Origin of the sequence: Thalassolituus sp. UBA3500 (assembly GCF_002377545.1) — a bacterium.
In the GTDB taxonomy this organism is placed as follows: Bacteria; Pseudomonadota; Gammaproteobacteria; order Pseudomonadales; family Oceanobacteraceae; genus Thalassolituus.
On sequence record NZ_DFQB01000042.1, the window covers coordinates 35,892 to 62,827 of the forward strand.

Sequence of the window (26,936 nt, forward strand, 5' to 3'; positions counted from 1 at the left end):
GCATAATTCGGCGCTCTATTCAGTGCATCATAGGCCCGCTCAGTTGACAGGCTTCTCCAGCATCAACAACTCGTCCGAAATATCCCGCAGCTTCTCAGTCATCATGGTTTCAGCGTCATAGAGACCACGATTGTAAAAAAAGCCGCCCATTTCCTCAGCGAAAAAATCAATCAGAAACTCGGCCTGAAAACCGCCCAGCTCCTGATCCAACTCCTCACGAAAATACATTTTCACTTTCTGAACCATGCGCGCCTTCTCTTCAGAAGTGAACTCCATCTTGTCCATACCGTCCTACCTCTGGTTAGGGCCTTTTTGGGCTTACTGTAAATCAGGGCGGATGAGCATGTCTGCGCCAGATCAACTTGTCAATCAATGCAATCCTTTACAATTAATTAGTTATTGTATAGGTTTTGTATTGTTATTAACTTTCGGAGATCAGGATGTTTCTTATTACCCTCCTCAGTGTCTTAGTGGCCTTCGCCGCAATCATGTACTTTAACCCGGGGCTTCTCATAGGCTCTGCTATTTTCACCGCAGTGTGGCTCACCACCGGCTTGCTGACGCCCGCCATGGTACATCCGGTGACACTGGTACTGCTTGCTGGCGTGCTGGCGGTGCTTAATGTCCCGCAACTGCGCAGAGCAGTGCTGACTAAGTCAGCCTATAAGACAATTTCAGGCGTAATGCCGCAGATGAGCCAGACAGAAAGCGAAGCGCTGGAGGCGGGTACGACCTGGTGGGATGCTGACCTGTTTCAAGGTAAACCCGACTGGGAAAAGTTTTCCTCTATCACCATGCCTACTCTGACGAGTAAAGAACAATCCTTTATCGATAACGAAGTAGAAGAGCTGTGTGAAATGCTCGACGAGTGGGAAATCCACCACTACCGCAAAGATCTGCCGCCTGAAGCCTGGCAGTTCCTCAAAGACAAAGGCTTCTTCAGCCTGATCATTCCTGAAGAATACGGTGGTAAGCACTTCTCTCCTTATGCCCAAAGCCGCATTATGAGCAAGATTGCGTCACGCTCTATTACAGGTGCTGTGACAGCCATGGTTCCCAACTCTCTCGGGCCCGGCGAACTTCTGGCCAAGTACGGTACAGAAGAACAGAAAAAGCGTTGGCTACCCGGCCTTGCGAAAGGCACAGAAATTCCTTGCTTCGGCCTGACCGGCCCAGAAGTTGGCTCTGATGCCGGCTCGATCCCGGATCTTGGTATCGTCTGCAAAGGCGAACACGAAGGTAAAGAAGTGCTCGGTATCCGCCTGAATTTCGCCAAACGCTGGATTACCCTGGCACCGGTCGCGACCGTAATCGGTCTGGCGTTTAAACTGCGGGACCCCGATGGCCTGCTTGGTGACGCCGACACTCAGGATTACGGTATTACCTGCGCTCTGATTCCTGCCGACCATGACGGGGTAGAGATTGGTCGCCGTCATTATCCGGGGGCGCCTTTCATGAACGGTCCGATTAATGGCGAAGACGTGTTTATTCCTGTCGACTGGATCATTGGTGGCCCCGAAATGGCCGGTAAAGGGTGGCGCATGCTGATTGAGTGTCTGGGTGCCGGCCGTGGTGTATCACTGCCTGCGCTGGCCACAGCGAGCGGCGAAGTCGGTTACCGCATGACCGGTGCGTTTGGCAAAATCCGCCGTCAGTTCAAAACAGAAGTCGGTAAGTTCGAGGGGGTACAAGAGGCGACGTCCCAGATTGCGATCCTGGGTTACACACTCGAAGCAATGCGCCACCTGGTGACCAAAAGCCTGGAATCAGGTACTCCTTCCGTGATCACCGCCATGGCGAAATATCACGCCACAGAAATGATGCGGACTCTCATCAATCACGGCATGGATGTCGCCGGTGGCCGTGCAATTCAGCTTGGGCCTCGTAACTTTATGGCTCTGCCTTATCAGAGCGTTCCAATCGCAATTACCGTTGAAGGCGCAAACATCCTGACACGTTCACTGATGATTTTTGGTCAGGGATCTATGCGTTGCCACCCGTACCTGTTCGACGTTATCCAGACGTTGCAGACCGACGACAAGAAGCAGGGGCTCAAAGATTTCGACCGTCTGTTCTTCGCGCTGGCTGGCAACAGCATCAGCCGCACCATGCGCGCCTTTGTGCTGGGCTTGAGCGGTAACCGTCTGGCCAATGCGCCAGAGAAGGCTGACGATTTCACCAAGCAGTGGTATCAGAAAATTGATCGCATGAGTGCCGCCTTGGCTTCTTCTGCGGATCTGGCACTGGGCATTCTGGGTGGCGACCTGAAGCGTCGCGAGCTATTGAGTGCCCGGTTAGGAGATGTACATAGCCAGTTGTTCATGGCGTGCAGCATCTTGAAATATTACGAGAACCAGCCTGCAAGCACAGCCGAAAAAGTGCATGCTCGCGCATCATTGCATCAGGCACTTTATACGGCACAGGAAGCCCTGTTCGATTTCTACGACAATTTCACTGTACCCGGCATTGCTGGCGTCTTTAAGCGCCTGGCCTTTCCTTATGGTCGTATTCTCAAGAAACCGGATGATGATCAGCTGCGTGCACTGGGCGACCTGATTATGGAGGATAATCCAGTCCGCCAGACGTTTGGTAAGTTTATTCACAACAGCCTTGAGCCCACTGACGCCTTTGGACGTGTTGAAAGCACCTACCAGAAGCTCCTCACAGTGGAAGATGCGTGGGGCAAATACAACAAAGCTGAATCACGTGGGAAACTGGCGGGCGATAATATTGATGCGCGCCTCGCAAGTGCTGTGGCTCAGAATATTATCACCCAGCAAGAGGCTGACAACATTCGTGAATACGACAAGCAACGCTATGACGCACTATTAACCGATGCATTCGAGAAAAGTTTTTTCGAAAAAGCGGAGGTTGAAGTCAAAGATCTGGCGGCGGATGCCAACGTAAGTTGAACACTCCCCTTGTTCAGCACCCTTGAAGCGGCACGGATGCCGCTTTTTTTATTGCACAAGTACCGGTCGCAAATCCTGATAAGGCATATTCAGTACCTGAATCTGGTAATCCAGGTACTGATTAATACGAAGAATGTAATTGCCCGGCATGATGTTCGGCATGTAGTACATACCATCTGATCCGGTGAAATAAGTGTATACAAGTTGAGGGCCAAAATTAGTGAACACTATAAGCTCTACCGTCGCCCCTGATGCCGGAAAAAGATCGCCTGTATATGGATGACGAATATCTACCCGCCCTCTCAAATTCGTCGCCATCGCCAGTTCCGACACAAGAATCAATAAAACAAACACCATGTTCTTCATTGTCCGGCTCCTGTCACGGGTGTCATATAAGAGGTTTCAGAATACCTCTGCCCAGGCTGAGTCAGCGTTGTTATCTCGATAGGCTCATTAAACTCTATGGTTCGGTTCTGGTAATTCACTACCATATCACTGCCCGTTAATGCGGCTTCAGATGTAAGGTTAATCTTCCCGCGGCCAAAACCCTTTACATCAAGAGTGATCATCCTCTTAGGAGGTGAACCATCCGGAGAACCCGGTATTTTGAAGTGAATGTCACCGTTAGCACTACTCAGTACGCGAGGTTCGAGTGATATTTCGAGGAGATCAAACAGCATTGGATTATTGATGACATTCCCTTCTCCATCACGAAGCTCCAGCGTTCCGATAATGCTCCAGGTCGGTTCATTCGGGTTACGAATTTCCAGAATACGGGCTTCCGTTTCAGACAGTGCATTAATACTGATCACGAGGGTAATCAGATAAGCGGCAAAAGCCCCTGAAGAATTAATCTTCAGCCCCGAAAAGCTGCCGCTGGCAACCACAGACGTATTCGGAAAGATTTTATAAATAAGAATTGAAGGTACGAGTGGAATCAGAAAATACGTCAGGTACAACGCAAATGACAGCATAATCCCAGCTATTTCTCTGTCCATGAGAATATCTCCATGTTGTGTTTGAGTTGCACCGCGCTATCTGGAGGCCTACTGCCAGATAAGCACCCCATCCGCTGTCTCGCAATTAATCACTGACTGACTGGCATCACTGATATACACCTGCTGCCTGGCAGAGACCCCATAGGTCAAATATTCTGAACAGTAGGCACTCTGACCATTTCCAACCACTACTTTAGTGCCCGCTTTAAGTTCACATGTCACTAATTTATCCAGCGGTGACCATTGATAGCAGATCTCAAAGTCTTGGCGATATTGAGCAACCTTTCCTGATGGTCTGTTAAACACCCACCACTTGCCATAGGTGCTGCCGGGGTTGGAGCTGTTCCAGGCCCGGTAAAGAGTGACGGTTTTTATTCCCGTTGAAATATATACCTGCCCCTGACATAAGCCGCCTTTTCCTGGCTGTCCCAGAGAAGCGTCAAGCAACTCAGCGTCAACCGCTGGAACAAAACTGTCACGCAGTGACGATGGCAAGGTCGTTGTGCCGACACACGCCTGAGCTGGCACAGAGATAGTCTCTGGCTGTTGACTAACAACAGCCTTATCAGCGGGTACCTGCGCACACGACACCAATACAATGATACTGAGGCTAAGGATGATTCCTTTCATACTGAATCCATGTCGGTGGTTTACTTACTGCCAGTAAGCCGCTCGATGTCGTAATTTGCAAGTACCTCGCAGCAGCATCCTCGACCTTCGGATAACGAGTACGACAATCTGGCCGCATGTGTACCACGTATTGGCGCATTTCATTGCATAACTCACCATACTTACCCTCTGACGCCAGCCATACTGTGACTTCCCTTAACCGGGTATCACCTCCAGATCAGGGAATCGATATGAATGTCTGCTTTCGTCTTACCTTAGTGTTAAGCATGTTATCTCCAGCAATTAATGCTCTGGAGCTCAATGACTGCAAACTCCAATACCCTATTGTTCTATCCCATCATTTTGGTTTACGCACCATATGCCCTGACAGCTGGACACCGGATGAGTGCATGACCCGAGAAGCGGAAAATCTGCAAAAATACTGTGCGGACTGGGATGCCGATCAAGGGTGCCGCGAATGGATACTCCCAGAAGATGAAGCTCACCTTTCACCGCGTATAAACAACCTTTACGACAGTCGCTTAAAACGTACCAGTGATATCGCCCAGTACCACCGGTATTTCAGTAAAGATATCGTGGATCGCTTAGAGGGTTGCGGTAACGATGTTTTCATTGCCGACAAGCCGGCCTATGCGACCTATCACGTGAGAGCGGCGTCGTTGCGCAACACCGTAAATCAAGCGCTGGCGGAGACTGGTAAAGATAAAGTGGTCATCATAGGTACCTCTCAAGGGACTCAGGATGCCAGGTTTATGACCACCGTCCTCCCCGTCGATGACAATGCACCAGAGGTCGGTACGATGAAGCAACATGTTGCAGCTGTCGTCGGACTTTCCGGTGAGCATCTCGGTGCCGAGATCGCGACCATCGGCATCAATGGGTTATATCTGTCGAACTATGTTTTTGGCGACGGTTGGGTTGACCCTGTTGCCGGGGAGCCTTTCTGGGAATTTGAGGAAGGCCAGCGCCTCAGCACTGATCTGATGTGGCGTGAGATCGGAGATACAACGACTGATGAGGCCTTGTTCAGCCAACCCCTGGTCCTGACCGAAGGATACGTCCGCAATGACCCTCTCGAATATAACCTGGATACACACGGGCAGTTTCGGGCATTCCTAAGCGGTCTGGCCTCGTTATCCAGCCACTATATGCGCGAGGACTTTTACCGTGATGAAAACGCCTGGACTGATTTACTCAACGACATCGGCCTCAGTGAGCGCGGTTGGTACGAGCTGGTGAATGAGCAGAACGAAAACTGCAACGGCGTTGGTTATTTCAGCTACTCCGCCCGGATAAGAAGCTGGGATTACGAATATTGGGGCGACGCCACCTTCTATCTGGGCGTTACTGCACTCTACGGCCCCAATGACGGGTATACCACGATGGATTCACAGAACTTCGATGAAATTGGTTATGCGCCTTGCACAGATGGAAGCAGCAATTTCGAACACATTAAAACAATGGACGGCAGCATATTCAGCCACGGTTACTATCACAACTATTTCACCGGGCGTAATAAGTACTATGGGCCGCAAGACAGCTGGCTGCAGGAAAGACCGCCCTACCAGGGCAGCGTGGCTGACTTCTATGAGCAGGTTATGAGAGATCTGATCGAGCGGGGCTACTGAACCTACCCCGTTCTCAATGCTTATTTCTGTTAGTCAGATGAAATAGGCAGTGCGTCTTACTCAGCGAATACCGGGTCAAGACAACGCTGTACCGGGCGCCGGCAGACTTCACGTTGACCTGCTGGCGTCTTCATCCACCGGGTTACCGCCTTGTCGTATGCGAGCCGCTCCGGAACACCAGTATCCACAGGCTGACCAATACTGTTCAGCAGCGCATCCCGCTCAATTGCAATATGATCGGCCAGACGCATAGCCAACTCCTGCATATCACCGTTCTCACGAGAGTAGACATCGATATGGAATATTTCTTCATTGCCGACACGTTGAAACTCGCGTATCTGGATCCAGCGCGTTTCACTTGGATCGCTTTTGATATTCCAGAGGGCGTAGTCATTGATAGTTTCAGAGTTTGCTGAGGATGATGCCAATAGCAATAAGCCTGAGGACACGAAAGAGATCAGTAATTTCATATGCACTATTATTTTATTGTTATTTTGGTGCTTATCAGAGCACGGTTGCTAATTGTTGGCAACCTGCGAAGCAATACGACACCGCTCGGCTGGCACGAACAGTTGAGTCATCAGATAATCTTTAAAGTCATCGGAATAGCCTTGAGTTTTCAGCGACTCAGCCATACAAGCAAGCCAGGCATCGCGCTCAGCTTCGCCTATCGGTAAGTGCGCATGTGCACGAGGGATGGCAATCGGACCGTATTTTTCGCGGTACAGGCGCGGTCCCCCAAGCCAACCGCATAAAAAACGGGTCAGCTTATCGCGCGACTCCGTAAGATCGTCGGGGTGCATCTCACGGATATGGGCAGCTTCTGGCAAAATCTCCATGGCGTCATAGAAGCCATCGACGAGGGCTTTGATGCCCTCGTACTCTCCCGCCGCCCGAAACGAAGCATCCTCGACACCGTAAACCTCAGACATCAGGCAAACTCTTCCATAAAGTCGAGCGACGCCTGATGACGTATGGTACGACGATGATTCGCCCACAACTCCTTCACTTTCTCCTGATTACACTGCTGCCGGTCAACCAGAACGCGTGTCTGCAGTTCGCCTTTTTTCTGGCCACCCGTTAACGGTACCTTGGAGAATACGAACTGGTTAGATACCAGATCCATAAACGGACCTGATTTACTGGTCGGCATAATGAACAACAACTGCAGCCCCAGGCTTTCGGTGAGGTAATTAATCACTTCTTTCGAACGGGCTTCGTCCATCTTCGAGAATGCTTCATCGACCAGCACAATGCGCAGGTGAGTATCACCCTCATTAAATCGGAACGCCGAGGTAATCGCCGCTGAACGAATAATGTACGCTGGCGTCTCCAGCTGTCCACCTGACCCCGTTCCGTACTGAGAAAGTGCAATCGGCTCTTTATTCGCCGGTTGCTTATAGATTTCGTATGAACGGTAGTTACGGTAATCAGACAGGCGCTCCAATTCGCGCATCGCCTTCTGCTCGTCTTCATCAAGCAGCATATTCATCAGGTGATCGCGAACCTTCACCGAGTTTGCCGACAAGTCGGCGGTGAACAGTGTTGCGCCGTCGCCCAGTGAAGGATTTTTGATGACTTCATCAAAGAACTGGAAGTACTCTTTATACTCAGGCACCCACTCCCAGTCGAACCAGTAAGTTTCGCGGTCAGCACCGAACTGATGGTGTGCCAGTTCTTTATTCAGGTCTTCAAGAATACGCTTGCCGTCATTAATCGCCTGATAAATCGAGTGACACAGGTTGGTGACGAAAACGTTGTTGAAGCTTTCACGCAGCTGATGCAGTTTGTCCTGCTTTTCAACCAGAATGTTATTCTTCAGGCGGTTGTGTACGCGTTCCACTTCGCGTTGAAGATCGCACACGCCAGTAAAGAATTTCGCACCGTGCTCATCACGATAGTCAGGGGCGTAAACAATAGAATCCACTGTCTGACACGTCTGGTTATGCTCTATAATGTTGCGTTCAATTTCATAAGCAATGGAATTGAGTTCCTGAGAAACCGATTTACGCAGGTTCTCAATCGCATCAACCGGACTTTCTTCGGCTTCTTTGTCGGCCTGCTCAAGTCGCTTCTCAAGATCAAAGTCTGGCCAGATGCCGACGATTGAACGAAGAGCATCTTCTTTGGCATCCGCAACATCAGACGTCTGTTCCTGATGTTCACTGAGCGCCTTCACGGCTTTTTCCGCGTCGTTCAGCTGTTGCTGCAAACGACCCAGCTCACCATCGAGCTCTTTGATCTGAGCATCAAGGTCATCGGCTTTTTCTTTCAATGCAGTAAATTCGTGTTCAATATCACCGAAGCTGGAAACATCGACGCCTTGCAACGAATTCTCTGCCTGCTGCATCTGATACTGAGTATCCAGCATGGACTGCATCTGATCGGCGAAGGTGACGTGACGCAGAAGATTAACGGCATCGAGTAACTGTTGTGCCTGACGAAGCTGGTAGTTTGCTTCGTTGGCAACGTCTTCCAACATATTCACTTCGCTGCGCTTGGCCGCCAGTGCGCGCTCTCGTGCTCCGAGGCCAAACACCAGATCTGCATCTTCGAGATCACAGCGATAAATAGAATATGCCCCCGAACCCAGACCTTCTTTGGTCACACCTCGGCGGGTCATACGCAGCGCCTGAATGTCAGCGACCTGCTCAACAGTACCGTAGCTGGCTTCCAGATAATAACGCGCGGTTGCGTGTTCAAAATCCATCAGGTGAATAATGGAATTCGCCGGAATTTTCATCCGCTCGCTGTCTTTTTTCGCTTTTTCGCCCTGAATAACACGAGCGCGGCTGCCCCCCGGAATCTGGCGGAGAATATGGGCAGCTTCGGCTTCAAACGCAGACTCAACCAGAATGCTGAAACGCGCACCGCCGATATAACCTTCAATGGCGCTCTGCCAGTCTGGATCAGTGACTTCGACGTAATCGGCCAGCACTCGTGGCTCTGCCTGTGGGCACTCACGCATAATGGCTTCCAGTGCCTGACGCACATACCCAGGATAGGTCGCCTGACGCGCTTCAAGGGCAGAAATCTCATTCTGCTTCTGCACCATGCGATGTTTGGCCTGCTGCAGTTTCTGGTCACGTCGGTCAGCAACGCGAGCGATCTGGTCACGCAGTGATACGCCGCTACTTTCGAGTTCAGTATCGTGGAAACGATCACGCCAGCTGTTCACCAGTGACTGTTGAGCGCGGGCATCGTCGAGGTGAGCTTCCAGAGGTGACAGATCAATCCAGTCTTTACCGAGCAGTTTTCGGAAGTCGACGGCGCCATTGTCTTTAATAGCCAGGACTTCACGCGCTTGTTCAGCGATTCGCTTACTTCCTAACGATGGAATTTCTGCCGCAACATTGGTTTTCTGTAAAGCGCCGTATAAAAGCTCGGTCGCCCGCAGTGATGCCTGTAGCATCTGATCCTGCTCAAGTAGCGGAATCGCCTGCTGTTGCAGTTTCGCTTTGCCGTCGTTAATCGCCTGCTCTGCTGCGTCTTTATCCTGCAGCGCATCAATGCCCTGACGACGAGCTTCCATACTGATTAACTGCTCGCGAACCTGCTTACGACGATCTTGTGCAACGTCACGCTCTTTCTGAGTTTTAGTCAGTGATTCGCGAATCTGTTGCTGAATTTCTTTAGCATTCAGATAGTTTTTCTGGTCGTTAAGGTAACGGCTGCGAGCTGCGGTATATTCGAGAACGTTGTAATCAATCCACTGATCAATGTAGCGCCCTGCACTGTCTCGAGTACCACTCAACATTTCAATAGAGTCAGCGAGCTTATTGGCGTCTGATTCCATCGCGTAGATGGTTTTCATCAGATCCGAGACACTGCGGATGGCGTCGCCCATGTCTTTGGCTTCAAGGATTTCGTTGGCCACGAAACCATTAATGCTTTTAACCGGCTTATAGGCCATAAAGCGCGAGAAGGTACGCGCGGCATTCATTGCCTCACGCTCCGGAACCGCATCGTTGCGACCACGCAGTGCACCGTATAAACGACGCAGATATTGTTTTTTGGTGTCGTACTTTTCAACGCTGTTAGGGTTAATACGACGTGCAAGATTCTTGGTCAGTTTACCCAGTGGAATCACTTCCTGGTGTGAGTCATCCAGATCCAGTAAGAAGTCATTCTGAGAAAGCTCCTCACCGGCAACAATAAAGAACTGAATATCGTTCTGACGCGCCACCGGAGCACCACCAGCACGGTCGACTGTCGCACTGACGCCTATGATCGCGGTAAATGGGTCACCGCTTTCACCCTGTGTCGGATAAAATACCGCCGCCAGATAGCCAACCGCACCGTTCGGACGAGCATAACTACCGTCATCACAACCCAGCACATACGACGCAAGCGTACGGACGTTTTTACCACGGCCACGCTGCGTCGCTTCGTCCTGACCCGGGTTGTAGTGAAACAGCGTGTCGTGCGCTGCGGTCATGATGGTCTGAATAGCATCTGCTGCGGTGGTTTTACCGGAGCCGTTGCCGCCCGATAACAAATTAATCGGACCAAATTCGAATTCAGTCGCCGGGATATTGCCCCAGTTGATGTAAATAAACTTCTTCAGGAACATCTCGTATTATTCTCCGAACAGGCTGACGGGTTGCTTTGTTTCAGGTTCTGCCTGATCTTTTTCTGCAGAGGTCTCTTCTTCGCTTTGCTCTTCCGAGCTGTCTGCGCTTTCCACTACCGGAGTGTTTTCCTCAACCTCCACGGCGTTATCTTCGTCGCCATCCCCTGAGGCCTGATTTTCTTCTTCATTTTCGCTGTCAGTTACCTTGTCATTCTCAGCCAGAGCATTGGCATCTTCTGCTGTGTCTTCTGCTGTATTGTCAGTGGTTTCCTGAGTAGCGTCCTCTGAAGCTGTGACTGCCTGTCCGGGATCCCCTTCATCACCTGACTCAGTATCAGATTCTTCGTCTGTCGCCATCAGTTCCGTCAGAACTTCATCGCTGACGTAGCTCATGATCATCGGGCGAATACGCAACCAGATATCACCGTCGTGGACGCTGTCTTCATTCTGCAGCTGCACCAAGCGCATCTGACGCAGTTTACGGAACAGCGCTTTTCGCTCGGTGACGTTTTCGGGCAGGCTGCGCTTTAACAGGTTTTTCATAGCGATGGTCAGGCCCTCAAGAGACACCATGACACACCCCTGCTCATCAACGGCACCTTCACGTAGTGCTTTGTCGTACTGCGCGCGCAGCACGAGAATCAATGCCACTTCACTTTGATTTAAGCGCTGACGGAATGCTGGGTTGCCGACATTCTGCTGATCTTCATCCATACCCGGCACCTGAGCACCTGGTGGATACAAGCGAATAAACTGAAAGCGCTTGTCATGCTGAATACGGATACCCAGAACAGAGAGGTACTCGCCAACCAGTTCTTCGATCCGGACAAAACGGTCATACAGTGTTTGTTCAACCTGTGACTCATCACGACAAATAACGCCGTAATCAAGCAGACGCACCAGAAGTTCAGAATATTCCTTCTGGCTCAGGCCTTCTTTTTCGAGTTCGCGATCTATTTCATGCAACATAATCTGATTCTTTTCTCTGTACCTGTTCAGGACTGTTTCTGAACAAGTTCGAAGGTAAAGTGGTCTTTTTTAATGAAGTAACCATCACTGCGTTCTTCGCGTGGGCTATCATCGTAATCAATAAGGAATTCGAACTCAGATGAGAGTCCATCGGCAGCCCCAAGGCCAATTGCGTGAGCAACCGCGAGGAAGTCTTTGGCCGATTCGATAGGGATGTCACGGGTAGATATCTTCTTGCCACTGCTGAGCTTACTGCTCATAAAGTGTCGCAATGCCTGCTGGTTGACCAGGAACGCTTGGTCCAACACCTGCTGTACATAAATCTCTCGACGGGCATCGACATCAAAATCACCTTTGCCATCGTCCAGAGCGGCTTCGATCTTCTGACGTGTGCGGGTGGCATGCATTCGAACGTAGGCCGGGTCCACCAGACGCAACTGCGGCACTTCCATCAGCTCACCCGCGCGCTCAAGCGCCGTTGTCTGCTCTTCTTCAGTAAGTGAGGAAAGGTGTTTGCACACAGCGAGCACATCATTATGTTGCTGCGAGGCAAGATAGCTCATCTGACGGATGATGATGTCGGCACGCTTGGTAAAGCTCTGCAGCGCCCGGCGCAGTGCTGGCAACATAATGTCGCTGGCATTACGCATACGCAATTCAATACCATCCAGGATGGTCCAGAGCACTGAACTGCCCTCTTTCGCTAACTCGGGAAGCAGCTCACGCAAACGCTTTTCTGCACGCGCTTTGAAATCAACGTCCTGCTTCCGAATCTGCTCAATCAGTCCTTGAATCTGATCTCTGTGCTTTTCAACGTTATCGGCTGATAAACGCACAGAAAGATCCGGCTGAAAGCGGTTTTCCATAAAATCGAAGAAGGCTTCACTCGCACGCTCTATCAGCAACTGGTCTTCCATCTCGCGAACAAGGTCGCGTTTACGCTCTTCAAGCTCGCCAATCACGTCAGTAAAGTCACTGATAATGCGCTCAGAGTATTCATACGCATCGAGCAGGTCGTAGATGTCTCCGCGCTCCTGAAAAGATTCAAGCGAATTACGGGTATTACGGGTATTGCGATGACGGGTACGGGCCATGGCCCGGCTTTCTTCGATGAAGGGCTCTGTAAACTGACGGCCATAGCGGGTAAAGCCAAAGGTGCTCTGCAGGCTGGCTTCATCGACCTGTTTCTCCAGCCAGCCGAATTCAATCAACTGATTCAGTACCCAGCCGGCCTGTTCACGACTGGTACGAAACCGGCTTTCGCTTGACTCATCATCACTGTCGTAACCGTCAGCCAGAACGGGGGCACGGACCAGTGCCTCCTGAAATACTTCGATAACAGTGTCCCGTTGAATCGCCTGCCCATAGTCAGCACTACTGGAGCTGTAGAGCCTGTTGTAGAGTTCCTTCAGACACTCCATGACCTGCGCTCGATACTTACCGGTTAACGGGCGGAAAAACTGGCCCCGTTCCTGTTCAAAAAACATACGATTTCTTATTATTCCAGCGCGATTAAAGAGGAGTAGATTACTTAAAGGATGCCGCGTTGGCCAGCCCGATGAGAGCCCTGTCACAATGTCTGCCTAACGCGCTGCATTCTGTCGCCCTGAAAGGTATACTGGCCTGAACTGCCAATCTGGATAAGGTCGCTTTGCGCAAAGGAATATCTGTGCCATCTATACCCATTTATGTAGCGACCGTCTGTCTGCTTCTCGCTACAGTTTTCCCTGTCTGGGCCACTCCGGCGGATCAGAGCCATCAGCCCCTGATCCTTGATTCTGGTTCGACCTACCTGGCAGGTAGTCATTGGCAATACTTCAAAACTGAGCAACTGTCTGTCGAAGAGGCTTCCAAACAGCTCAACAGCCTGAATGATCAATCTTTGTGGCAACAAAGTATCGACGAATACCCTAACCTCGGCGTCGGTGATGCTGGTTACTGGTTTACGATGCAGGTTCAGGCGTCGGATACCAGCGACTGGTTTCTGCGCAACCGCTATTCACTTCTCGATACGGTAGCCCTCTTTCAATGCCCTGAGGGGGTACGAGATGCCAGCCAGTGTCATGTTTCCCGTGGAGGAGACCGGATTCCCTACACCGAACGAGCCATCAACCACCCAAATTTAATCCTTCCTCTGGATCTCACTCCGGGGGCAACTTATGACCTGTATCTCTACGTCACCACCGAGGGTACCTATCAGTTGCCCATGGAATTCGTTGACCAGGCGACACTGAACACTCAGTTGATCAACAACGGGGTCTTCAGAGGGGCTTACTATGCCGTCATGTTAGCCATGGCCCTCTACAATCTGGTGCTCTTTTTTGCCGTGCGTGACCGGCTGTATCTCTATTACACCGCGTTCGTATGCAGCTTCCTGTTCTTCCATATGAACTTTGAGGGCTCCGCCTTTGGTTACTTCTGGCCTGACAAACCAGAACTGAATGCTTTTATGGTTCCTCTGTCTTTTGCGATCAGTCAGTTCTTCTTCGCTCTCTTCCTGCCGCAACTGCTGATACTTAAAAACTATTGCCCCAAAGCTGCCATGGTTTACCGGGTCTATATCCCGGTCACACTGGGGTTTGCCATATTATCCATGGCGGCTCCCTATCAGACAGCGGTCAGTATCCAGAACTACGTTAACTCTCTCCTTGCGGTGTACACATTAATTGCCGGGATTCGCGCATGGACTCAGGGGCACAAGCCGGCCAAGTACTTCACGTTTGCCTGGCTTGCTTTTATGGTCGGGGTGATTTCCGCCAATATGAGTACACTCGGTGTCATTCCCGGGACACCGCTGATTCTCTACGGCTACCAGATTGGCTCGGTATTCGATGTCATTCTGATCTCGCTGGCAATGGGCGCCCGGATCAATATGTTGCGCGAGGCCCAGCAAGAAGATCAGCGTCGCTTGAGCGATAGCCAGTCTCAGGCGATACGCTACCTCAAGCAATACGAGGACCTCTATCAGAACTCCATTTCAGCGCGTTTTCAGCTTAACAGCCGCGGTGAAATTACCGACTGCAACCCAGCCTTTGCTTCGGCACTCGGTTTTTCATCCGTAGAAGAAGTCGTGAAAGCTAAGTCCCACTTTGATCAGTTTGTTGAGTCTCCCCATGCATCAATCGAACTCTGGGAAGCACTCAGCAGCAACGCTCGGATCACCGGATACGAGTTGATTCTGATGCCTCGCCGTGGCAAGGCGGTGAACGCGATTCTGACCATGCGTCAGGAGGCTTCAGAGCATGGGTATCAATGGGTAGGATCGTTTCTGGATGTCACAGAAAAGTATGATCAGGAAAATGCGCTGCGCAAACTGGAAGACAACCGCAACCAGTCCCTTCAACAACTGGTAATGGGGGTTTCACACGAAATGAACACGCCTTTGGGTAATATCCGATTAGCTACCACTCACATCAAGGGGCGGGTCGACGATAATGAAATCCCTGTCGATGACGAATTGAAGACTGCGATTCATCAGGTAACTGATAACATTTCCCGCCTTGCCGAGCTGAATCAGCTGATTCAGTCATCCATGGGGGCAAGTTCCTCTCAATACGCCGAGAACATCTATCTGCGAGCATGGTTAGGCGACTGGAAACAACGGGCACAACATCAGTACCGACACCTCGAACTGGAGGTTATCAGCTACCCCGATACGGCTCTTTGGCGAGGGTATACAAACCTGTTGGAGCAGATTCTGAATCAGGTCACCGAAAACGCCGTCGTGCATAACCCTGAGAAATATGAGCAACAGACTTTGTATGTACGAGTCTCAGCTTCTGTCGACAACGGAGTACTTGATATTGAGTTTCAGGACAACGGACGCGGCATCAGCGCGGATCATCGCGAAAAGATATTTCTGCCGTTCTTCACCACTCGTCGCTCAGAGGCGACAAAGAAAGGGTTAGGGCTTTACGAGGTGCGAAACCTGGTCACCAACATCATGAAGGGCAGTATCATCAGCCAGGAGTCGTCTCAAGGGTTTACCCTGAGCATTCGCTTACCTGAGGCGGTGAAAGACGACGAAGACGAGAACCAACCGGATTCTCTGGTTAGCTGGTAAATATTGAACCGGGCACTGCAAACATGCAGTGCCCGGCCCCTGGTTTACAGACTGGCGGCGAGTTCACTGGCCAGGCGAATAGCACGCTTAGCGTCCAGTTCACCAGCAAACTCCGCCCCTCCAACAAGGTGAGTGCGGAACGCTGTTTCTTCCTTCAGTGCCTCATAGATACCGTTCACGGATACCTGGCCAGCACACACGACGATATGATCAACGTCCAGCAGACGCGGCTCCGAGGTTTCACCTTTGGTCACTGTGATATGCAGGCCCTGATCGTCAATTTTGTCATAGCTGACACCGCCAACCATTTCAACGTGCTTCATCTTGAGCACCGCGCGGTGAACCCAACCCGTCGTTTTATTCAGACCTTTGCCGTGGGCAGATGTCTTACGCTGAAGCAGATAAAGCTTACGAGGCGATGGCTCCATATCTGACGCAATCAGACCACCACGTTCAGTGTTGGTAATATCCACGCCCCACTCTTTCATCCAGGCGTCCTTATTCAGCGTTGTGGATTCACCTTCATGTGCCAGGTATTCACCAACGTCAAAACCAATACCGCCTGCCCCCATGATGGCGACCTTGCCACCCAACTTCATTTCGTTGGCGAGCAATTCCTGATAGGTCACGACCTTGGCATGGTCAATTCCAGGCATCTTAGGCACACGAGGCTCAACACCAGTAGCAACGATCACATCATCAAAACCTGCAGCTTTCAACTCATCCGCTGAGGTCATGGTGTTCAGCTTCAGATCGATGCCGAGACGCTCGATCATGGTATTGAAATAACGAATCGTCTCTTTGAATTCCTCTTTTCCCGGAATACGTGAGGCATAGTTAAATTGACCGCCAATTTCACCACGGCCTTCGTACAGCGTGACTGTGTGCCCACGTTCCGCCGCGACAGTCGCTGCAGCGAGACCCGCGGGGCCTGCGCCAACGACAGCCACTTTACGTGGAGCGCTGGTTTTCACGTACTTCAGAGAGGTTTCATGACAGGCGCGTGGATTCACAAGGCAGCTGGCACGCTTGTTCTGGAAGGTGTGATCAAGACACGCCTGATTACAGGCAATACAGGTGTTGATTTCATCAACACGATTCTCTTCAACTTTCTTCACCCAGAACGCATCAGCAAGCAGAGGGCGAGCCATGGAAACCATGTCAGCCTTACCATTTGAAAGAATTTCTTCTGCCGTATCTGGCATATTGATTCGGTTCGACGCAACAACAGGAATATTGACCTGCTCTTTGACCTGGGCCGTAGCATCAACAAACGCAGCACGAGGAACTGACGTTACAATGGTGGGTACACGCGCCTCGTGCCAGCCGATACCCGTATTGATCAGGGTGACGCCTTCCGCTTCGAGTGCTTTCGCCAGAGTAATCACCTCTTCCATAGTGGATGCGTCTTCTACCAGGTCGAGCATCGACAGACGGAACATAATGATAAAGTCAGGGCCTACGGCTTTACGAACAGCGCGCACAACCTCGATTGGAAAACGCATGCGATTTTCGTATGACCCACCAAACTCATCGGTACGCTTATTCGTGCGGGCATTCAGCATCTGGGTGATGAAGTAACCTTCAGACCCCATAATTTCGACACCGTCATAGTTGGCTTTCTGAGCGAGCTTCGCGGCGCGCGCATAGTGGCCGATTGTTTTGTACACCTGCTTAGTCGTCAACTCACGAGGCTTAAAGGGTGTAATCGGCGACTTAATCGCTGACGGTGCAACGTTAAACGGGGTGTAGCCATAGCGACCAGCGTGCAGCAGCTGGAGAAGAATCTTGCTGCCGTTCTCGTGAACAGCAGACGTCACTTTCTTATGAAACGGTACCTGCCAGCTACTGAGCATCTTAGAGCCGAACGGCAGCAGGTCACCTGAACGGTTAGGCGAGAAGCCACCAGTAACCAATAGGCCCACTCCACCGCGAGCACGCTCGGCGAAGTATTCCGCGAGTTCGCTGAAATGCCAAGGGCGATCTTCAAGGCCGGTATGCATTGAGCCCATCATGACGCGGTTTTTCAGTGTAGTGAACCCAAGATCAAGGGGTTCCAGAATGTGCTGGTACTGGCTCATAGTCATCTCTCATCTAAGTCAGCTCTGCGGCTGAGTTGTCATGGTTATAAGGCTCAGTTTAGCCAGTTCACCGTCATTTAAAATGATCAAAGTTAACGTTAAAGATACCCAAAAGAACATCTACTAACTACATAAAAATAACTCTCATTACTGGCCTCATAGAAAAAATGAACTAGTCTGAGTACAGCTGAATCTTTACGAGGCACACCTATGTTCTTTTCACGCAAACCAGCCAAACCCTCTGCGGAAACGTTGAACCTCGCTGAAAAGCTCAATGTGCTGGAATCTATTTACCAAACCCAGGCGGTTGCGGAGTTCAGTACAGAAGGCATGGTGATAACCGCTAATTCGCTCTATCACGACATGTTCGGTTGCAGCGATGGAAGTCTGGTTAACCGCCCCCACAAAGAACTTTGCCACACAAAAGACGTGAACAGCCCGGAATACGCGTCGTTCTGGCAAAAACTTGCGGCAGGCACTCTTGTTAATGGCCAGTTTCGACGCAAACGAGCGGACGGCAAAACCATCTGGCTGGACGCCACTTACGCCCCGATTCGGGACAACAGCGGCCAGGTTACGAAGGTGGTCAAGATCGCGCACGATGTGACATCTCTGATGGAAGAGAACAACCGCTTCACTGATGCGTTTAAGGCGGTTGAGCGATCCATGGCCGTCATTGAGTTTGACTGCAACGGCATCATTCAACGCGCAAACGACAACTTTCTCGCCGCCACTGGCTATCCAGCTACTGAAATCCTTGGCAAACATCACCGAATCTTTGTGCCCGAAGAGGACACCTTAAAACCAGAATACGAGCAGTTCTGGAAGAATCTGGCCGACGGTAAGTTTTTCAGTGACCGCTTCCGTCGTGTACGCAAAGATGGGACAGACCTCTGGCTGGAAGCATCCTATACACCTCTCATATCTTCGGAAGGCGATGTCTATGGCGTCGTTAAATTCGCTACCGACATCACAAGCAATGTACAGAAAGCACTCACAGAAAAAGAACGCGCGGCGAGTGCTTATCACATTACATCAGCCACCGAGCAATCTGCATCGACGGGCACCGACATCATCCAGCAAGCTTCCGATGAAATGACCAAAGTCTCTGCCGCCGTATCCGAGGCAGCAACGGTCATATCTGAGCTGGGTGCACAGTCCGATATGATTACTTCCATCGTCAATACCATTCGCGGGATCGCTGACCAGACTAATCTGCTGGCGCTGAACGCGGCGATCGAGGCAGCCCGTGCCGGCGATCAGGGTCGCGGCTTTGCCGTCGTAGCTGATGAAGTGAGGCAGCTTGCCGCCCGCACCAGCAGTTCGACAGAAGAAATTTCGCAAATGATCAACAAGATGCAGTCAGGAACCTCCCGCGCTATTCAGAGCATGGAGTCCTGCCAACATCAGGCCGGAGAAGGCGTTGCCCTGGCGACGCGCGCAGGCGAGATGATTCTGGAAATACGCCAGGGAACACGAGAGGCTGTCAATGCGGTGAGCATCTTTAATGACAGCCTGCATTAATACTGGCTAATCAGATCCGGGTCAGTCGTCGCTGATCTGAATATCCGGAATTTTCTGCCCCATTTCTGACGTCGCCAGGGTGACGGCAAGTCGACGCGCGGCGTGACGATACATCATGGATACTTCAGAGCAGTCATCAGCGGCAACCACTGGCGTGCCCTCATCGCTCTGTTTACGGATATAAGTCGATAACGGCAGCGAGCCAAGCACCTTAGTCTGATAAGTTTCTGCCAGACGCTCAGCACCATCCTGCCCGAAAATATGTTCCGCGTGCCCACACTGAGAGCAGATATGCATGCTCATATTCTCAATCATACCCAGTACGGGAATATTCACCTTATTGAACATTTCAACGCCCTTGCGAGCATCGGCAAGTGCAATGTCCTGGGGCGTGGTCACAATGACAGCACCACTGACCGGAAACTTCTGACTCAGCGTCAGTTGAATATCACCCGTGCCTGGTGGCATATCAATCAAGAGGTAATCAAGTTCACCCCATTGTGTCTGGGTCAGAATCTGCATCAGTGCCCCCGACACCATTGGCCCACGCCAGACCATCGGTGTGCTTTCGGTCACCAGGTACGCCATGGACATCGACTTAATGCCGTGAGCTTCAACGGGAACGAACCACTTGTTATCAATGGTCTCTGGGCGAGTACCCTCTTCGATGCCCAGCATAATTCCTTGGCTCGGCCCATAAATATCAGCATCCAGCAGGCCAACTTTGGCGCCATCTTTGGCGAGAGCCAACGCCAGGTTAACGCTGGTTGTCGACTTGCCGACACCGCCCTTGCCAGATGCAATGGCGATAATATTCTTCACACCAGCAATGGCTTCCAGCGCCGATTGACTCTTATGCTCTTGCACTTCCCAGGTTATGTAAACGCGAGCACTCTGACAGCCATCAATATTCTCCAGAGACGTCTGTAAGACCTGAGCGATACCGTCTTTCAGGTACTCCGAAGGGTAATTGAGATGAATATCCACTTCGATAGCCGAGCCGTCGATACGAATATCGCGGACGCAGCCAGCAGAGATCAGGTCAGTCTCAAGATAAGGGTCAGTGTATCCGCTCAATGCGGCTTCAATCTGGGAGTGTGTTAATCCAGCCAACGGGTAAACCTCTGAAGGAAAACAAGATGGCCGGATTGTACGCCGCAAAAAACAATAAGTCAGGCGTGCTCTGGAATCCGGGGTACCGCCTGTAGAAGATGCTGGGTGTACTCATGTACCGGAGAAGTCATGACCTGCCGGGTCTCGCCCTGCTCAACCAACTGTCCATTGCGCATCACTGCAACACGGTGTGCCAGATGTGGAATAATCGACAGGTCGTGAGTTATGAACAGATACGACAACCCCATTTCGTCCTGTAGCTCCTGCAATAACTGCAAGACCTGCCCACGAATAGAAACATCAAGCGCACTGGTCGGCTCGTCACAGATAATCAACTCAGGCTCAACCGCGATAGCACGTGCGATCGCTATTCTCTGACGTTGCCCGCCCGAAAATTCGTGCGGATAACGATTAAGGTGTCCGGCCTCGAGACCTACCCGTTCGAGAAGGTTGCGAATCTGAGTCTCTCTTGATTCGTTGGTTCCGCCGAGACCAAGGCTCTGCATTCCTTCCTCGATGATTTCTCTCACGGTCATACGCGGATTCATAGAAGAAAAAGGGTCCTGAAAGATCACCTGAATCCGCTTACGGTACGGAGCAAATTCACGTTGACTCAGACTTCCTATGTCGCTCCCATCGAACTGAATACTTCCGCCCGCGGTGTCCTCGAGGCGAAGAATCGCGCGCCCTACTGTACTTTTCCCAGAGCCCGATTCACCGACAAGCGCCAGTGTTTCTCCCCGACCGATCGTAAAGCTGACGCCATTCACGGCTTTTGTATGCCCGACAACACGCTGGAGCACGCCGCGGCGCTCAGGAAACCAGACCTTTACATCCTGCACATCCAGCAACGGCGAATGCGCCTGATATTCCAGATAATCATCCGGTTGTGGCAACGCATGTATTAGTTGCCGGCTGTAATCATGGGAAGGACTAATAAAAAACTGCGAGCGCTCAGCCTGTTCAAGAATATTGCCATGACGCATCACCGCAATTCTGTCTGCCATTTCAGCAACCACACCCATATCGTGAGTAATTAACAGGACAGCAAGCTCGCGACTGCGGCGGAGTTCGTTAAGAAGCTCAAGAATCTGTTTCTGAATGGTCACATCGAGCGCGGTGGTTGGTTCATCCGCAATCAATAGCTCAGGTTCACACGCCAACGCCATTGCAATCATTACGCGTTGTTTCTGGCCACCTGATAGTTGGTGCGGATACCAGTTAAGTCGCTCTTCTGGGTTTGGAATACCGACTTCGTCCAGTAATTCAATTATTGCAGCATCCGGAGCACTGCCACGATGCAATGCCAGCACCTCGGCAATCTGCTTACCAATGGTCTGAACCGGATTGAGTGAACTCTGTGGCTCCTGAAAAACCATCGCAACACGACGTCCACGAACAGCATTCATCTGCGTTTCGCTCAACGCAAACAAAGAATCACTGCCAAGCTTCACATCGCCACCTCGAATGCTTAACCCTTCACCCAGAAGACGCATAATCGCAAGACTCGTCAGAGACTTTCCTGAGCCACTTTCGCCTACGAGCGCGAACACTTCACCTGCATATATTTCAAAGCTGACATCATCAACAAGGCGACTGTTGCCTGCACTGACAACCAGATTATTTACCTGCAGTAATGGTTTCATTGTTTGTCTCCACTACCCGACATGCGAGGATCAAAGGCATCGCGCACGCGATCTGAAAAGAGGTTGGCAGCCAGCACCAGAACAAACATCAGGATAAATGCGGCAATAACGGACCACCATACAACAGGCTCACGGGCCAGCTCAGCACGCGCCTCGTTGATCATATTCCCCCAGCTTTTCATCGACGGGTCGACACCGACACCGATATAACTAAGAACGGCTTCAGCAAGCACGAAGCCACTGAAATCAAGCACCAGAGCAATCAGAATCAAATGCGTCGTGTTCGGTAATATGTGACGCATAATCACGCGCCAGCGACTGACGCCAAAAGCATGCGCCGCCTGCACATACTCCAGCTGGCTAAGCTTCAGTGTTTCTGCTCGAAGAAGTCGGCACAAACCCGTCCAACTGGTCATACCGAGAATGAAACATAGAGCGACAAATTTAAAATCTGCACGGTCACTGAGCAGTTTAAATTGCTCAGGGTGTGTTTCTATATACACGTCGATCAGAAGCACAGAGGCGGCAATCAACAGGATGCCCGGAATCGAGTTAAGCGTTGTGTAGATATACTGAACAACGTCGTCGACCCAGCCGCGAAAATATCCCGCTGAAATCCCCAGCAAAACAGCCAAGGGTAACGTAACGAGGGTAGCCAGTGTACCAATCAGAACACCGGTTCTGACCGCTTTCACCGCACCATAGAGAACGTCCTGACCTACCTTATCGGTACCAAGAACGTGGTAGAACTGACTCATATACAGAGCCCAGCTCGATACCACGACAACGGCAGAAAACGTAAAGTAAATCACCGGCCATGGCAGTCGCGAATCGCGCTTTTTAATGAAGGCGTGATGCAGAAACAAAAGGATCAATACTGGCACCAGTGTCCAGCCGATAATCGTCATACTTTTTACAACGATGTCGGCACCATGCTGGGCATCATCCTCCAGATGGCTGCCACCGTGTTCAAGGCGAGGATAATCACGGATTACTCCGCCTTCTGCCAATTCCGTATTTTCTTTTGCAAACGAATGAATCGCAAAGGGGGCTGAATATGTTTTTTCATCCCGCCCCAGCATTGGCGCCAGAGCAAGATCCAGCAGACTGGTCACCTCCGGTGCGTAATGCACGTCTTCAGAGTCGCCCGCTTGTTCCAGCTTCTTCTGAAAATGAACAGAGTCCGTCAATGCGATCAGCACATAAAAGAGAATCACCAGGAATGACGCGGAGCCGATTCGCGACTCAAAGACCTGAGACCAGCGCTTGCGCGCCAGCGGATTGCGGACCACGTTAACGACAAAAGCACAAAGGGAAGCTACCAGGAGGAATATTAAAATATCGCTCCAGAGCAGATGAAGGCGTACGTCGAATAATTCCATCAGGACAACCTCACCCGTGGATCAACCAATGTGTAGGAGATATCAGTCAGTAACAGCCCTATGATGTAAAGAACAGAGCCAAGGAAAACCATGCTACGAACAATAGCAAAATCCTGTGACTGAATAGCATCCAGGGTGTAGCTTCCAAGGCCGGGGATACCAAAGAACGACTCCACCAGCAGACTGCCCATAAAGAGCGAAGGAATAACCACCACCACACTGGTCAATATCGGAATCATACCGTTGGGAAGAATATGCCTGAAAAGTACAGTCAATTCGGCAACGCCCTTAGCACGAGCCGTGCGAACGTAATCTTTATTCGCCTCTTCAAGAAACAAAGTGCGATAAAGCCTCGTGCCACCACCAATACCTGATATCACACCGATAGTCACTGGCAGCAACAGAAAGCGCCAGGCATCTGCACCTCCCAGATACCCGGAGATAGGCACCAGACTCCATTCTTTGGCAAAGAAAAACTGGCCTGCAATCACATAGAACACACCAGAAACCGACATGAGACCAACACAAAGAATCATGGCTGATGTATCGAAAATACTGGCGCGGAACATCACAACAAACAGAGCAAACGCTATATTGACGGAAATACCGATGATAAAAGTCGGCAGCGCAACCGCAAGGCTGGGCCACATCCGTTGCTCAATATCTGCGGCGATATTACGACCCGCATCTGATTTACCAAAATCCAGAACGAACAGACTGAGGGACTTTTCGAAGAAAATTGTGTCGATAAATACCTCTGCCCCATCGGCTTCACCATTGATCAGCAAGGGTTTGTCATAGCCTCGCTGTGCTTTCCATTCCTGAACAGCATCTTCAGTGACGTGCTTATCACCCAGCTGTACACGTGCCATCTGATCTGGAGTGTTAACCACGAAGAACAATGCGAAAGTAAGAAGGTTTACACCGATAAGAATAGGAATCGCATATACCAGGCGACGGATAATGTAAGCCAGCATTATTTATCTCCACCAAGGGGGCGAATACGATGATTTAATCTACGTCGATAGGCCAGATAGCCCGGCAGTGCCGTCACCAGAACGATCACGGCGACCAATAAAAGTGGCCATAAAACGGGGCTATTCCACTCAGCCTGCATTCGCGCACGCTGCTCTGGGTCAATACGCAGGTATTTCAAAACCGACTTACTGATGCCATGCGGCTTGCTGTTGTAGACCCAGGCGTTATTCAGCACGTAGCTGTGTGGATGGAATGAGGATGCCCAAGGCATTTCATGATGGAGAATATCGAGCATTTCCCGAATGATCTCCATTCGCTCTGGGCTATTTTCCATGAGCTTCATTTCTTCAAATAATTCGTTGTATCTGGCGTTATCGAAGTTACTTGAATTGACGCCTGCACCTTGAGTAACGACCTGTCCATTAGGGCCATAGAGAAGAAAAAGGAAATTCTCAGCATCGGGATAATCTGCCAGCCAACCCCACTGGAACAACTGAGCGTTACCCGCTTTCATCTTGTCTTTAAAACGGTTGTAGTCAGTACCACGAATATTGAGTTGAATCCCGATTTTCTTGAACTGTTTAATCAGCCAGCTCTGAGCCGCACTGCCGCCAGAGCCGACCGTATCCAGGTTCAGCACCAGAGGCTCACCCGTATCGGCGTCGCGCCCGTCCGGATAGCCCGCTTTTACCATCAGGTCACGAGCGACCTCCGTACTCTTTCTTACAGCTTCGCCATCAATCCAGTCGAAGACAGAATCATTTAAGCCTTCCTGCCCCTTCTGATACCCAAAGATACCGGGAGGGATCGGGCTCATCGCAGTCTCACCGCGCCCGTTATAGAAGATAGAGATGTATTCTTCCTGATCATAAATAATCGCTATCGCCTGTCGAAGAAGACGCTTTCTCTCTCGTTCATCCGCTGTACCCGTATCGCCTATCACATCATCAAGCATATTAAAGCCGAAATAATAAGTGCCAGGAGTAACGGCGACATCGAGGGTAATTCCACGCTCACGCATTTCATCCGACAGGCCGATGCCTTCTGAGCCGACACTGATGGCCTGATCAAAACTGTCGCTGGCTATACCTGAGCGGTCGTAATAGCCCTGCAGGAATTTACTCCACAACGGAATCGACTCTTTCTCAAGGCGGTATACAACTTTGTCGATAAACGGAATCTTCTGACCAGCGTCATCTAGCAATCCCGCGGCACGGTCGGCGATTTCACCCTCGGCAGGATAGAAATCATCTCGATAATTCGGATTTTTCTCTAGAACAATGGCCTCATTCGGATCATTTCTGGTCATCATGTAAGGCCCTGTACCCACCGGATACCAGTCGAGAGTGATATTTCTGTCGGCCATACCCGGCATGCTGTAAAAGCGGTCTGCTTCGAAAGGTATAGGAGCAAAGAAGTGGAAGGCCAGCCAATAACTGAATTGAGGGTACTTACCTTTAAGCCGTATCCGGAACCGGTAACGGTCGATCACCTCCACGCCGCTGAAATCGAGCGTCCGCAGATCAAGCCACTCGCCTTCGCCCTGCGCATCCCGTGCCTGCTTCGCAATGTCTGCAAACTCGTTCATCCCCAGGATATATTCCGACATCAATCCCCGAATCGGCGACAGCAATGTTGGGTCTGCAAGGCGCTTCAATTGATAGGCATAATCCTCGGCAATAAGTTCTCTCGTGCCTGTTTCACTGAAATCACTTAACGTCCGAAACGGGGCTGCGTCATCCGCAGACTCAAAGGCGTAAATGGATTCTCCGGTTTCATCCAGAGCAAACGCGGGGTGTGGTTGATAATAAGTGCCCGGTGTTAACTCGAAAAAATAGTCGCTATAGGCAAGCTCAGGTGACTCTGACGGTACCTCGTTACCTTCAGCATCGAGATACACAATCTCTGGCATCTGCGCCAGAGTATTCGGTTCCAGCTCGAATGGGCGCTTGAGATAATGATACTGCAAGGGCGGATCATAGATCTGGTCAATAAAGCGGCCTTCATCTGAACTGTAGGAAATAACAGGATCAAGGTGCTTGGGCGGCCCAGAAAAGTTTGAATACAGGATATTCTTTCCTGCCTCGTCTGCCGGGTGAGGGTTATTCCAGGCGCCATCACCGCAACCGCTGATGAAAAACGTAAACGCCACTGCCAGTGCAGCAACAACGAGCGATCCCTGTGTATTCATTTATCTCCCGTACTGGTCGGATGCAGACCAGACTGCAAACTGAGCTTAACCGGTTCACTGATTTTTATCGTAATTTCATCGAGTCTGCCAGCTTTTCGCGATCAGGCAAACTCTTGTAGCAACCAGACAGCCACTATCTGTTTGCTCTCTCCCCCATTGGCGTTACTGCTAAGAGTGGTAACAGGAGTGGATCTTATTCCAAATAGCTATTACTACTAGTGACTTATGTTCTTGTACGACATAACGCT

18 protein-coding genes and 2 pseudogenes are annotated in these 26,936 nt (G+C 50.8%); 5 read left to right on the forward strand and 15 right to left on the reverse strand.

What is annotated here, in order from left to right:
* Nucleotides 1-39: 39 nt before the first annotated feature.
* The gene (locus tag B2R29_RS10415; protein ID WP_301181009.1) at nt 40-285 is read right to left on the reverse strand and encodes a DUF2164 domain-containing protein; all 246 of its coding nucleotides are present in this window, start codon (nt 283-285) and stop codon (nt 40-42) included.
* Nucleotides 286-440: 155 nt separating this feature from the next.
* On the opposite strand from B2R29_RS10415, the gene B2R29_RS10420 reads away from it, so the two are divergent.
* Nucleotides 441-2,912 carry an acyl-CoA dehydrogenase gene (locus B2R29_RS10420; RefSeq protein WP_301181010.1) on the forward strand — a complete coding sequence of 824 codons (2,472 nt, stop codon included), beginning with the start codon at nt 441-443 and terminating at the stop codon, nt 2,910-2,912.
* A 48-nt stretch (nt 2,913-2,960) separates the two neighbouring features.
* Here B2R29_RS10420 and B2R29_RS10425 read toward each other — a convergent pair whose 3' ends face one another.
* From B2R29_RS10425 to B2R29_RS10435, 3 genes are read right to left on the reverse strand one after another with little or no spacing between them, the layout of a single operon-like run.
* Nucleotides 2,961-3,278, reverse strand: a complete 318-nt coding sequence (locus tag B2R29_RS10425; protein ID WP_301181011.1) for a carboxypeptidase-like regulatory domain-containing protein — start codon at nt 3,276-3,278, stop codon at nt 2,961-2,963.
* Nucleotides 3,275-3,910 (reverse strand): hypothetical protein, encoded by a 636-nt coding sequence (locus tag B2R29_RS10430; RefSeq protein ID WP_301181012.1) that lies wholly within the window; start codon nt 3,908-3,910, stop codon nt 3,275-3,277. The genes B2R29_RS10425 and B2R29_RS10430 overlap by 4 nt, the downstream gene beginning before the upstream one ends.
* 48 nt (nt 3,911-3,958) lie before the next feature.
* Nucleotides 3,959-4,540 carry a hypothetical protein gene (locus B2R29_RS10435; protein ID WP_301181013.1) on the reverse strand — a complete coding sequence of 194 codons (582 nt, stop codon included), beginning with the start codon at nt 4,538-4,540 and terminating at the stop codon, nt 3,959-3,961.
* 389 nt (nt 4,541-4,929) lie between these two features.
* On the opposite strand from B2R29_RS10435, the gene B2R29_RS10440 reads away from it, so the two are divergent.
* Nucleotides 4,930-6,168 (forward strand): esterase/lipase family protein, encoded by a 1,239-nt coding sequence (locus B2R29_RS10440; protein ID WP_301181014.1) that lies wholly within the window; start codon nt 4,930-4,932, stop codon nt 6,166-6,168.
* Nucleotides 6,169-6,224: 56 nt separating this feature from the next.
* Here the strand turns inward: B2R29_RS10440 and B2R29_RS10445 are convergent, their stop codons facing one another.
* The 5 genes from B2R29_RS10445 to B2R29_RS10465 are packed head-to-tail and all read right to left on the reverse strand — an operon-like array spanning nt 6,225 to nt 13,197.
* Complete coding sequence (locus B2R29_RS10445) at nt 6,225-6,638, reverse strand: DUF5086 family protein (protein ID WP_301181015.1); 414 nt, start codon at nt 6,636-6,638, stop codon at nt 6,225-6,227.
* Nucleotides 6,639-6,686: 48 nt separating this feature from the next.
* The gene (locus B2R29_RS10450; RefSeq protein ID WP_301181016.1) at nt 6,687-7,100 is read right to left on the reverse strand and encodes a group II truncated hemoglobin; all 414 of its coding nucleotides are present in this window, start codon (nt 7,098-7,100) and stop codon (nt 6,687-6,689) included.
* Complete coding sequence (locus tag B2R29_RS10455; protein WP_301181017.1) at nt 7,100-10,741, reverse strand: ATP-binding protein; 3,642 nt, start codon at nt 10,739-10,741, stop codon at nt 7,100-7,102. Before B2R29_RS10455 ends, B2R29_RS10450 begins: the two co-directional genes overlap by 1 nt.
* 6 nt (nt 10,742-10,747) lie before the next feature.
* On the reverse strand, nt 10,748-11,710 hold the full coding sequence (locus B2R29_RS10460) for a DUF4194 domain-containing protein (RefSeq protein ID WP_301181018.1): 963 nt from the start codon (nt 11,708-11,710) through the stop codon (nt 10,748-10,750).
* Nucleotides 11,711-11,736: 26 nt separating this feature from the next.
* The gene (locus B2R29_RS10465; protein WP_301181019.1) at nt 11,737-13,197 is read right to left on the reverse strand and encodes a Wadjet anti-phage system protein JetA family protein; all 1,461 of its coding nucleotides are present in this window, start codon (nt 13,195-13,197) and stop codon (nt 11,737-11,739) included.
* 182 nt (nt 13,198-13,379) lie between these two features.
* On the opposite strand from B2R29_RS10465, the gene B2R29_RS10470 reads away from it, so the two are divergent.
* Nucleotides 13,380-15,773, forward strand: a complete 2,394-nt coding sequence (locus B2R29_RS10470) for a 7TM diverse intracellular signaling domain-containing protein (RefSeq protein WP_301181020.1) — start codon at nt 13,380-13,382, stop codon at nt 15,771-15,773.
* A 44-nt stretch (nt 15,774-15,817) separates the two neighbouring features.
* Here the strand turns inward: B2R29_RS10470 and B2R29_RS10475 are convergent, their stop codons facing one another.
* Complete coding sequence (locus tag B2R29_RS10475) at nt 15,818-17,860, reverse strand: NADPH-dependent 2,4-dienoyl-CoA reductase (RefSeq protein WP_301181021.1); 2,043 nt, start codon at nt 17,858-17,860, stop codon at nt 15,818-15,820.
* A gap of 204 nt (nt 17,861-18,064) precedes the next feature.
* Here B2R29_RS10475 and B2R29_RS16975 point away from each other — a divergent pair.
* Nucleotides 18,065-18,829, forward strand: a pseudogene (locus tag B2R29_RS16975) (PAS domain-containing protein); the annotation flags it as partial.
* Between the two features lie 213 nt (nt 18,830-19,042).
* A pseudogene (locus B2R29_RS16980) lies at nt 19,043-19,378 on the forward strand (methyl-accepting chemotaxis protein); the annotation flags it as partial.
* Between the two features lie 21 nt (nt 19,379-19,399).
* Here B2R29_RS16980 and apbC read toward each other — a convergent pair.
* From apbC to B2R29_RS10505, 5 genes are read right to left on the reverse strand one after another with little or no spacing between them, the layout of a single operon-like run.
* Nucleotides 19,400-20,491: an iron-sulfur cluster carrier protein ApbC gene (gene apbC, locus B2R29_RS10485; protein WP_301181023.1), complete on the reverse strand. Its 1,092-nt coding sequence runs from the start codon at nt 20,489-20,491 to the stop codon at nt 19,400-19,402.
* A 59-nt stretch (nt 20,492-20,550) separates the two neighbouring features.
* Entirely contained in the window at nt 20,551-22,137 is a 1,587-nt protein-coding gene (locus B2R29_RS10490) for an ABC transporter ATP-binding protein (protein ID WP_301181024.1), read from the reverse strand.
* Nucleotides 22,134-23,519 carry an ABC transporter permease gene (locus B2R29_RS10495; RefSeq protein ID WP_300428706.1) on the reverse strand — a complete coding sequence of 462 codons (1,386 nt, stop codon included), beginning with the start codon at nt 23,517-23,519 and terminating at the stop codon, nt 22,134-22,136. Before B2R29_RS10495 ends, B2R29_RS10490 begins: the two co-directional genes overlap by 4 nt.
* On the reverse strand, nt 23,519-24,496 hold the full coding sequence (locus tag B2R29_RS10500) for an ABC transporter permease (protein WP_300428705.1): 978 nt from the start codon (nt 24,494-24,496) through the stop codon (nt 23,519-23,521). The genes B2R29_RS10495 and B2R29_RS10500 overlap by 1 nt, the downstream gene beginning before the upstream one ends.
* Complete coding sequence (locus tag B2R29_RS10505) at nt 24,496-26,688, reverse strand: ABC transporter substrate-binding protein (RefSeq protein ID WP_301181025.1); 2,193 nt, start codon at nt 26,686-26,688, stop codon at nt 24,496-24,498. Before B2R29_RS10505 ends, B2R29_RS10500 begins: the two co-directional genes overlap by 1 nt.
* Nucleotides 26,689-26,936 lie beyond the last annotated feature (248 nt).

What these genes read in the sequence shown, in the direction of transcription:
- B2R29_RS10445 (WP_301181015.1), bottom strand. Translation starts at nt 6,638, where the DNA reads ATGAAATTACTGATCTCTTTCGTGTCCTCAGGCTTATTGCTATTGGCA.
- B2R29_RS10455 (WP_301181017.1), bottom strand. Translation starts at nt 10,741, where the DNA reads ATGTTCCTGAAGAAGTTTATTTACATCAACTGGGGCAATATCCCGGCG.
- B2R29_RS10500 (WP_300428705.1), bottom strand. Translation starts at nt 24,496, where the DNA reads ATGCTGGCTTACATTATCCGTCGCCTGGTATATGCGATTCCTATTCTT.
- B2R29_RS10435 (WP_301181013.1), bottom strand. Translation starts at nt 4,540, where the DNA reads ATGAAAGGAATCATCCTTAGCCTCAGTATCATTGTATTGGTGTCGTGT.
- B2R29_RS10425 (WP_301181011.1), bottom strand. Translation starts at nt 3,278, where the DNA reads ATGAAGAACATGGTGTTTGTTTTATTGATTCTTGTGTCGGAACTGGCG.
- B2R29_RS10465 (WP_301181019.1), bottom strand. Translation starts at nt 13,197, where the DNA reads ATGTTTTTTGAACAGGAACGGGGCCAGTTTTTCCGCCCGTTAACCGGT.
- B2R29_RS10490 (WP_301181024.1), bottom strand. Translation starts at nt 22,137, where the DNA reads ATGAAACCATTACTGCAGGTAAATAATCTGGTTGTCAGTGCAGGCAAC.
- B2R29_RS10415 (WP_301181009.1), bottom strand. Translation starts at nt 285, where the DNA reads ATGGACAAGATGGAGTTCACTTCTGAAGAGAAGGCGCGCATGGTTCAG.
- B2R29_RS10495 (WP_300428706.1), bottom strand. Translation starts at nt 23,519, where the DNA reads ATGGAATTATTCGACGTACGCCTTCATCTGCTCTGGAGCGATATTTTA.
- B2R29_RS10450 (WP_301181016.1), bottom strand. Translation starts at nt 7,100, where the DNA reads ATGTCTGAGGTTTACGGTGTCGAGGATGCTTCGTTTCGGGCGGCGGGA.
- B2R29_RS10460 (WP_301181018.1), bottom strand. Translation starts at nt 11,710, where the DNA reads ATGTTGCATGAAATAGATCGCGAACTCGAAAAAGAAGGCCTGAGCCAG.
- B2R29_RS10475 (WP_301181021.1), bottom strand. Translation starts at nt 17,860, where the DNA reads ATGACTATGAGCCAGTACCAGCACATTCTGGAACCCCTTGATCTTGGG.
- B2R29_RS10505 (WP_301181025.1), bottom strand. Translation starts at nt 26,688, where the DNA reads ATGAATACACAGGGATCGCTCGTTGTTGCTGCACTGGCAGTGGCGTTT.
- B2R29_RS10420 (WP_301181010.1), top strand. Translation starts at nt 441, where the DNA reads ATGTTTCTTATTACCCTCCTCAGTGTCTTAGTGGCCTTCGCCGCAATC.
- B2R29_RS10440 (WP_301181014.1), top strand. Translation starts at nt 4,930, where the DNA reads ATGACCCGAGAAGCGGAAAATCTGCAAAAATACTGTGCGGACTGGGAT.
- B2R29_RS10430 (WP_301181012.1), bottom strand. Translation starts at nt 3,910, where the DNA reads ATGGACAGAGAAATAGCTGGGATTATGCTGTCATTTGCGTTGTACCTG.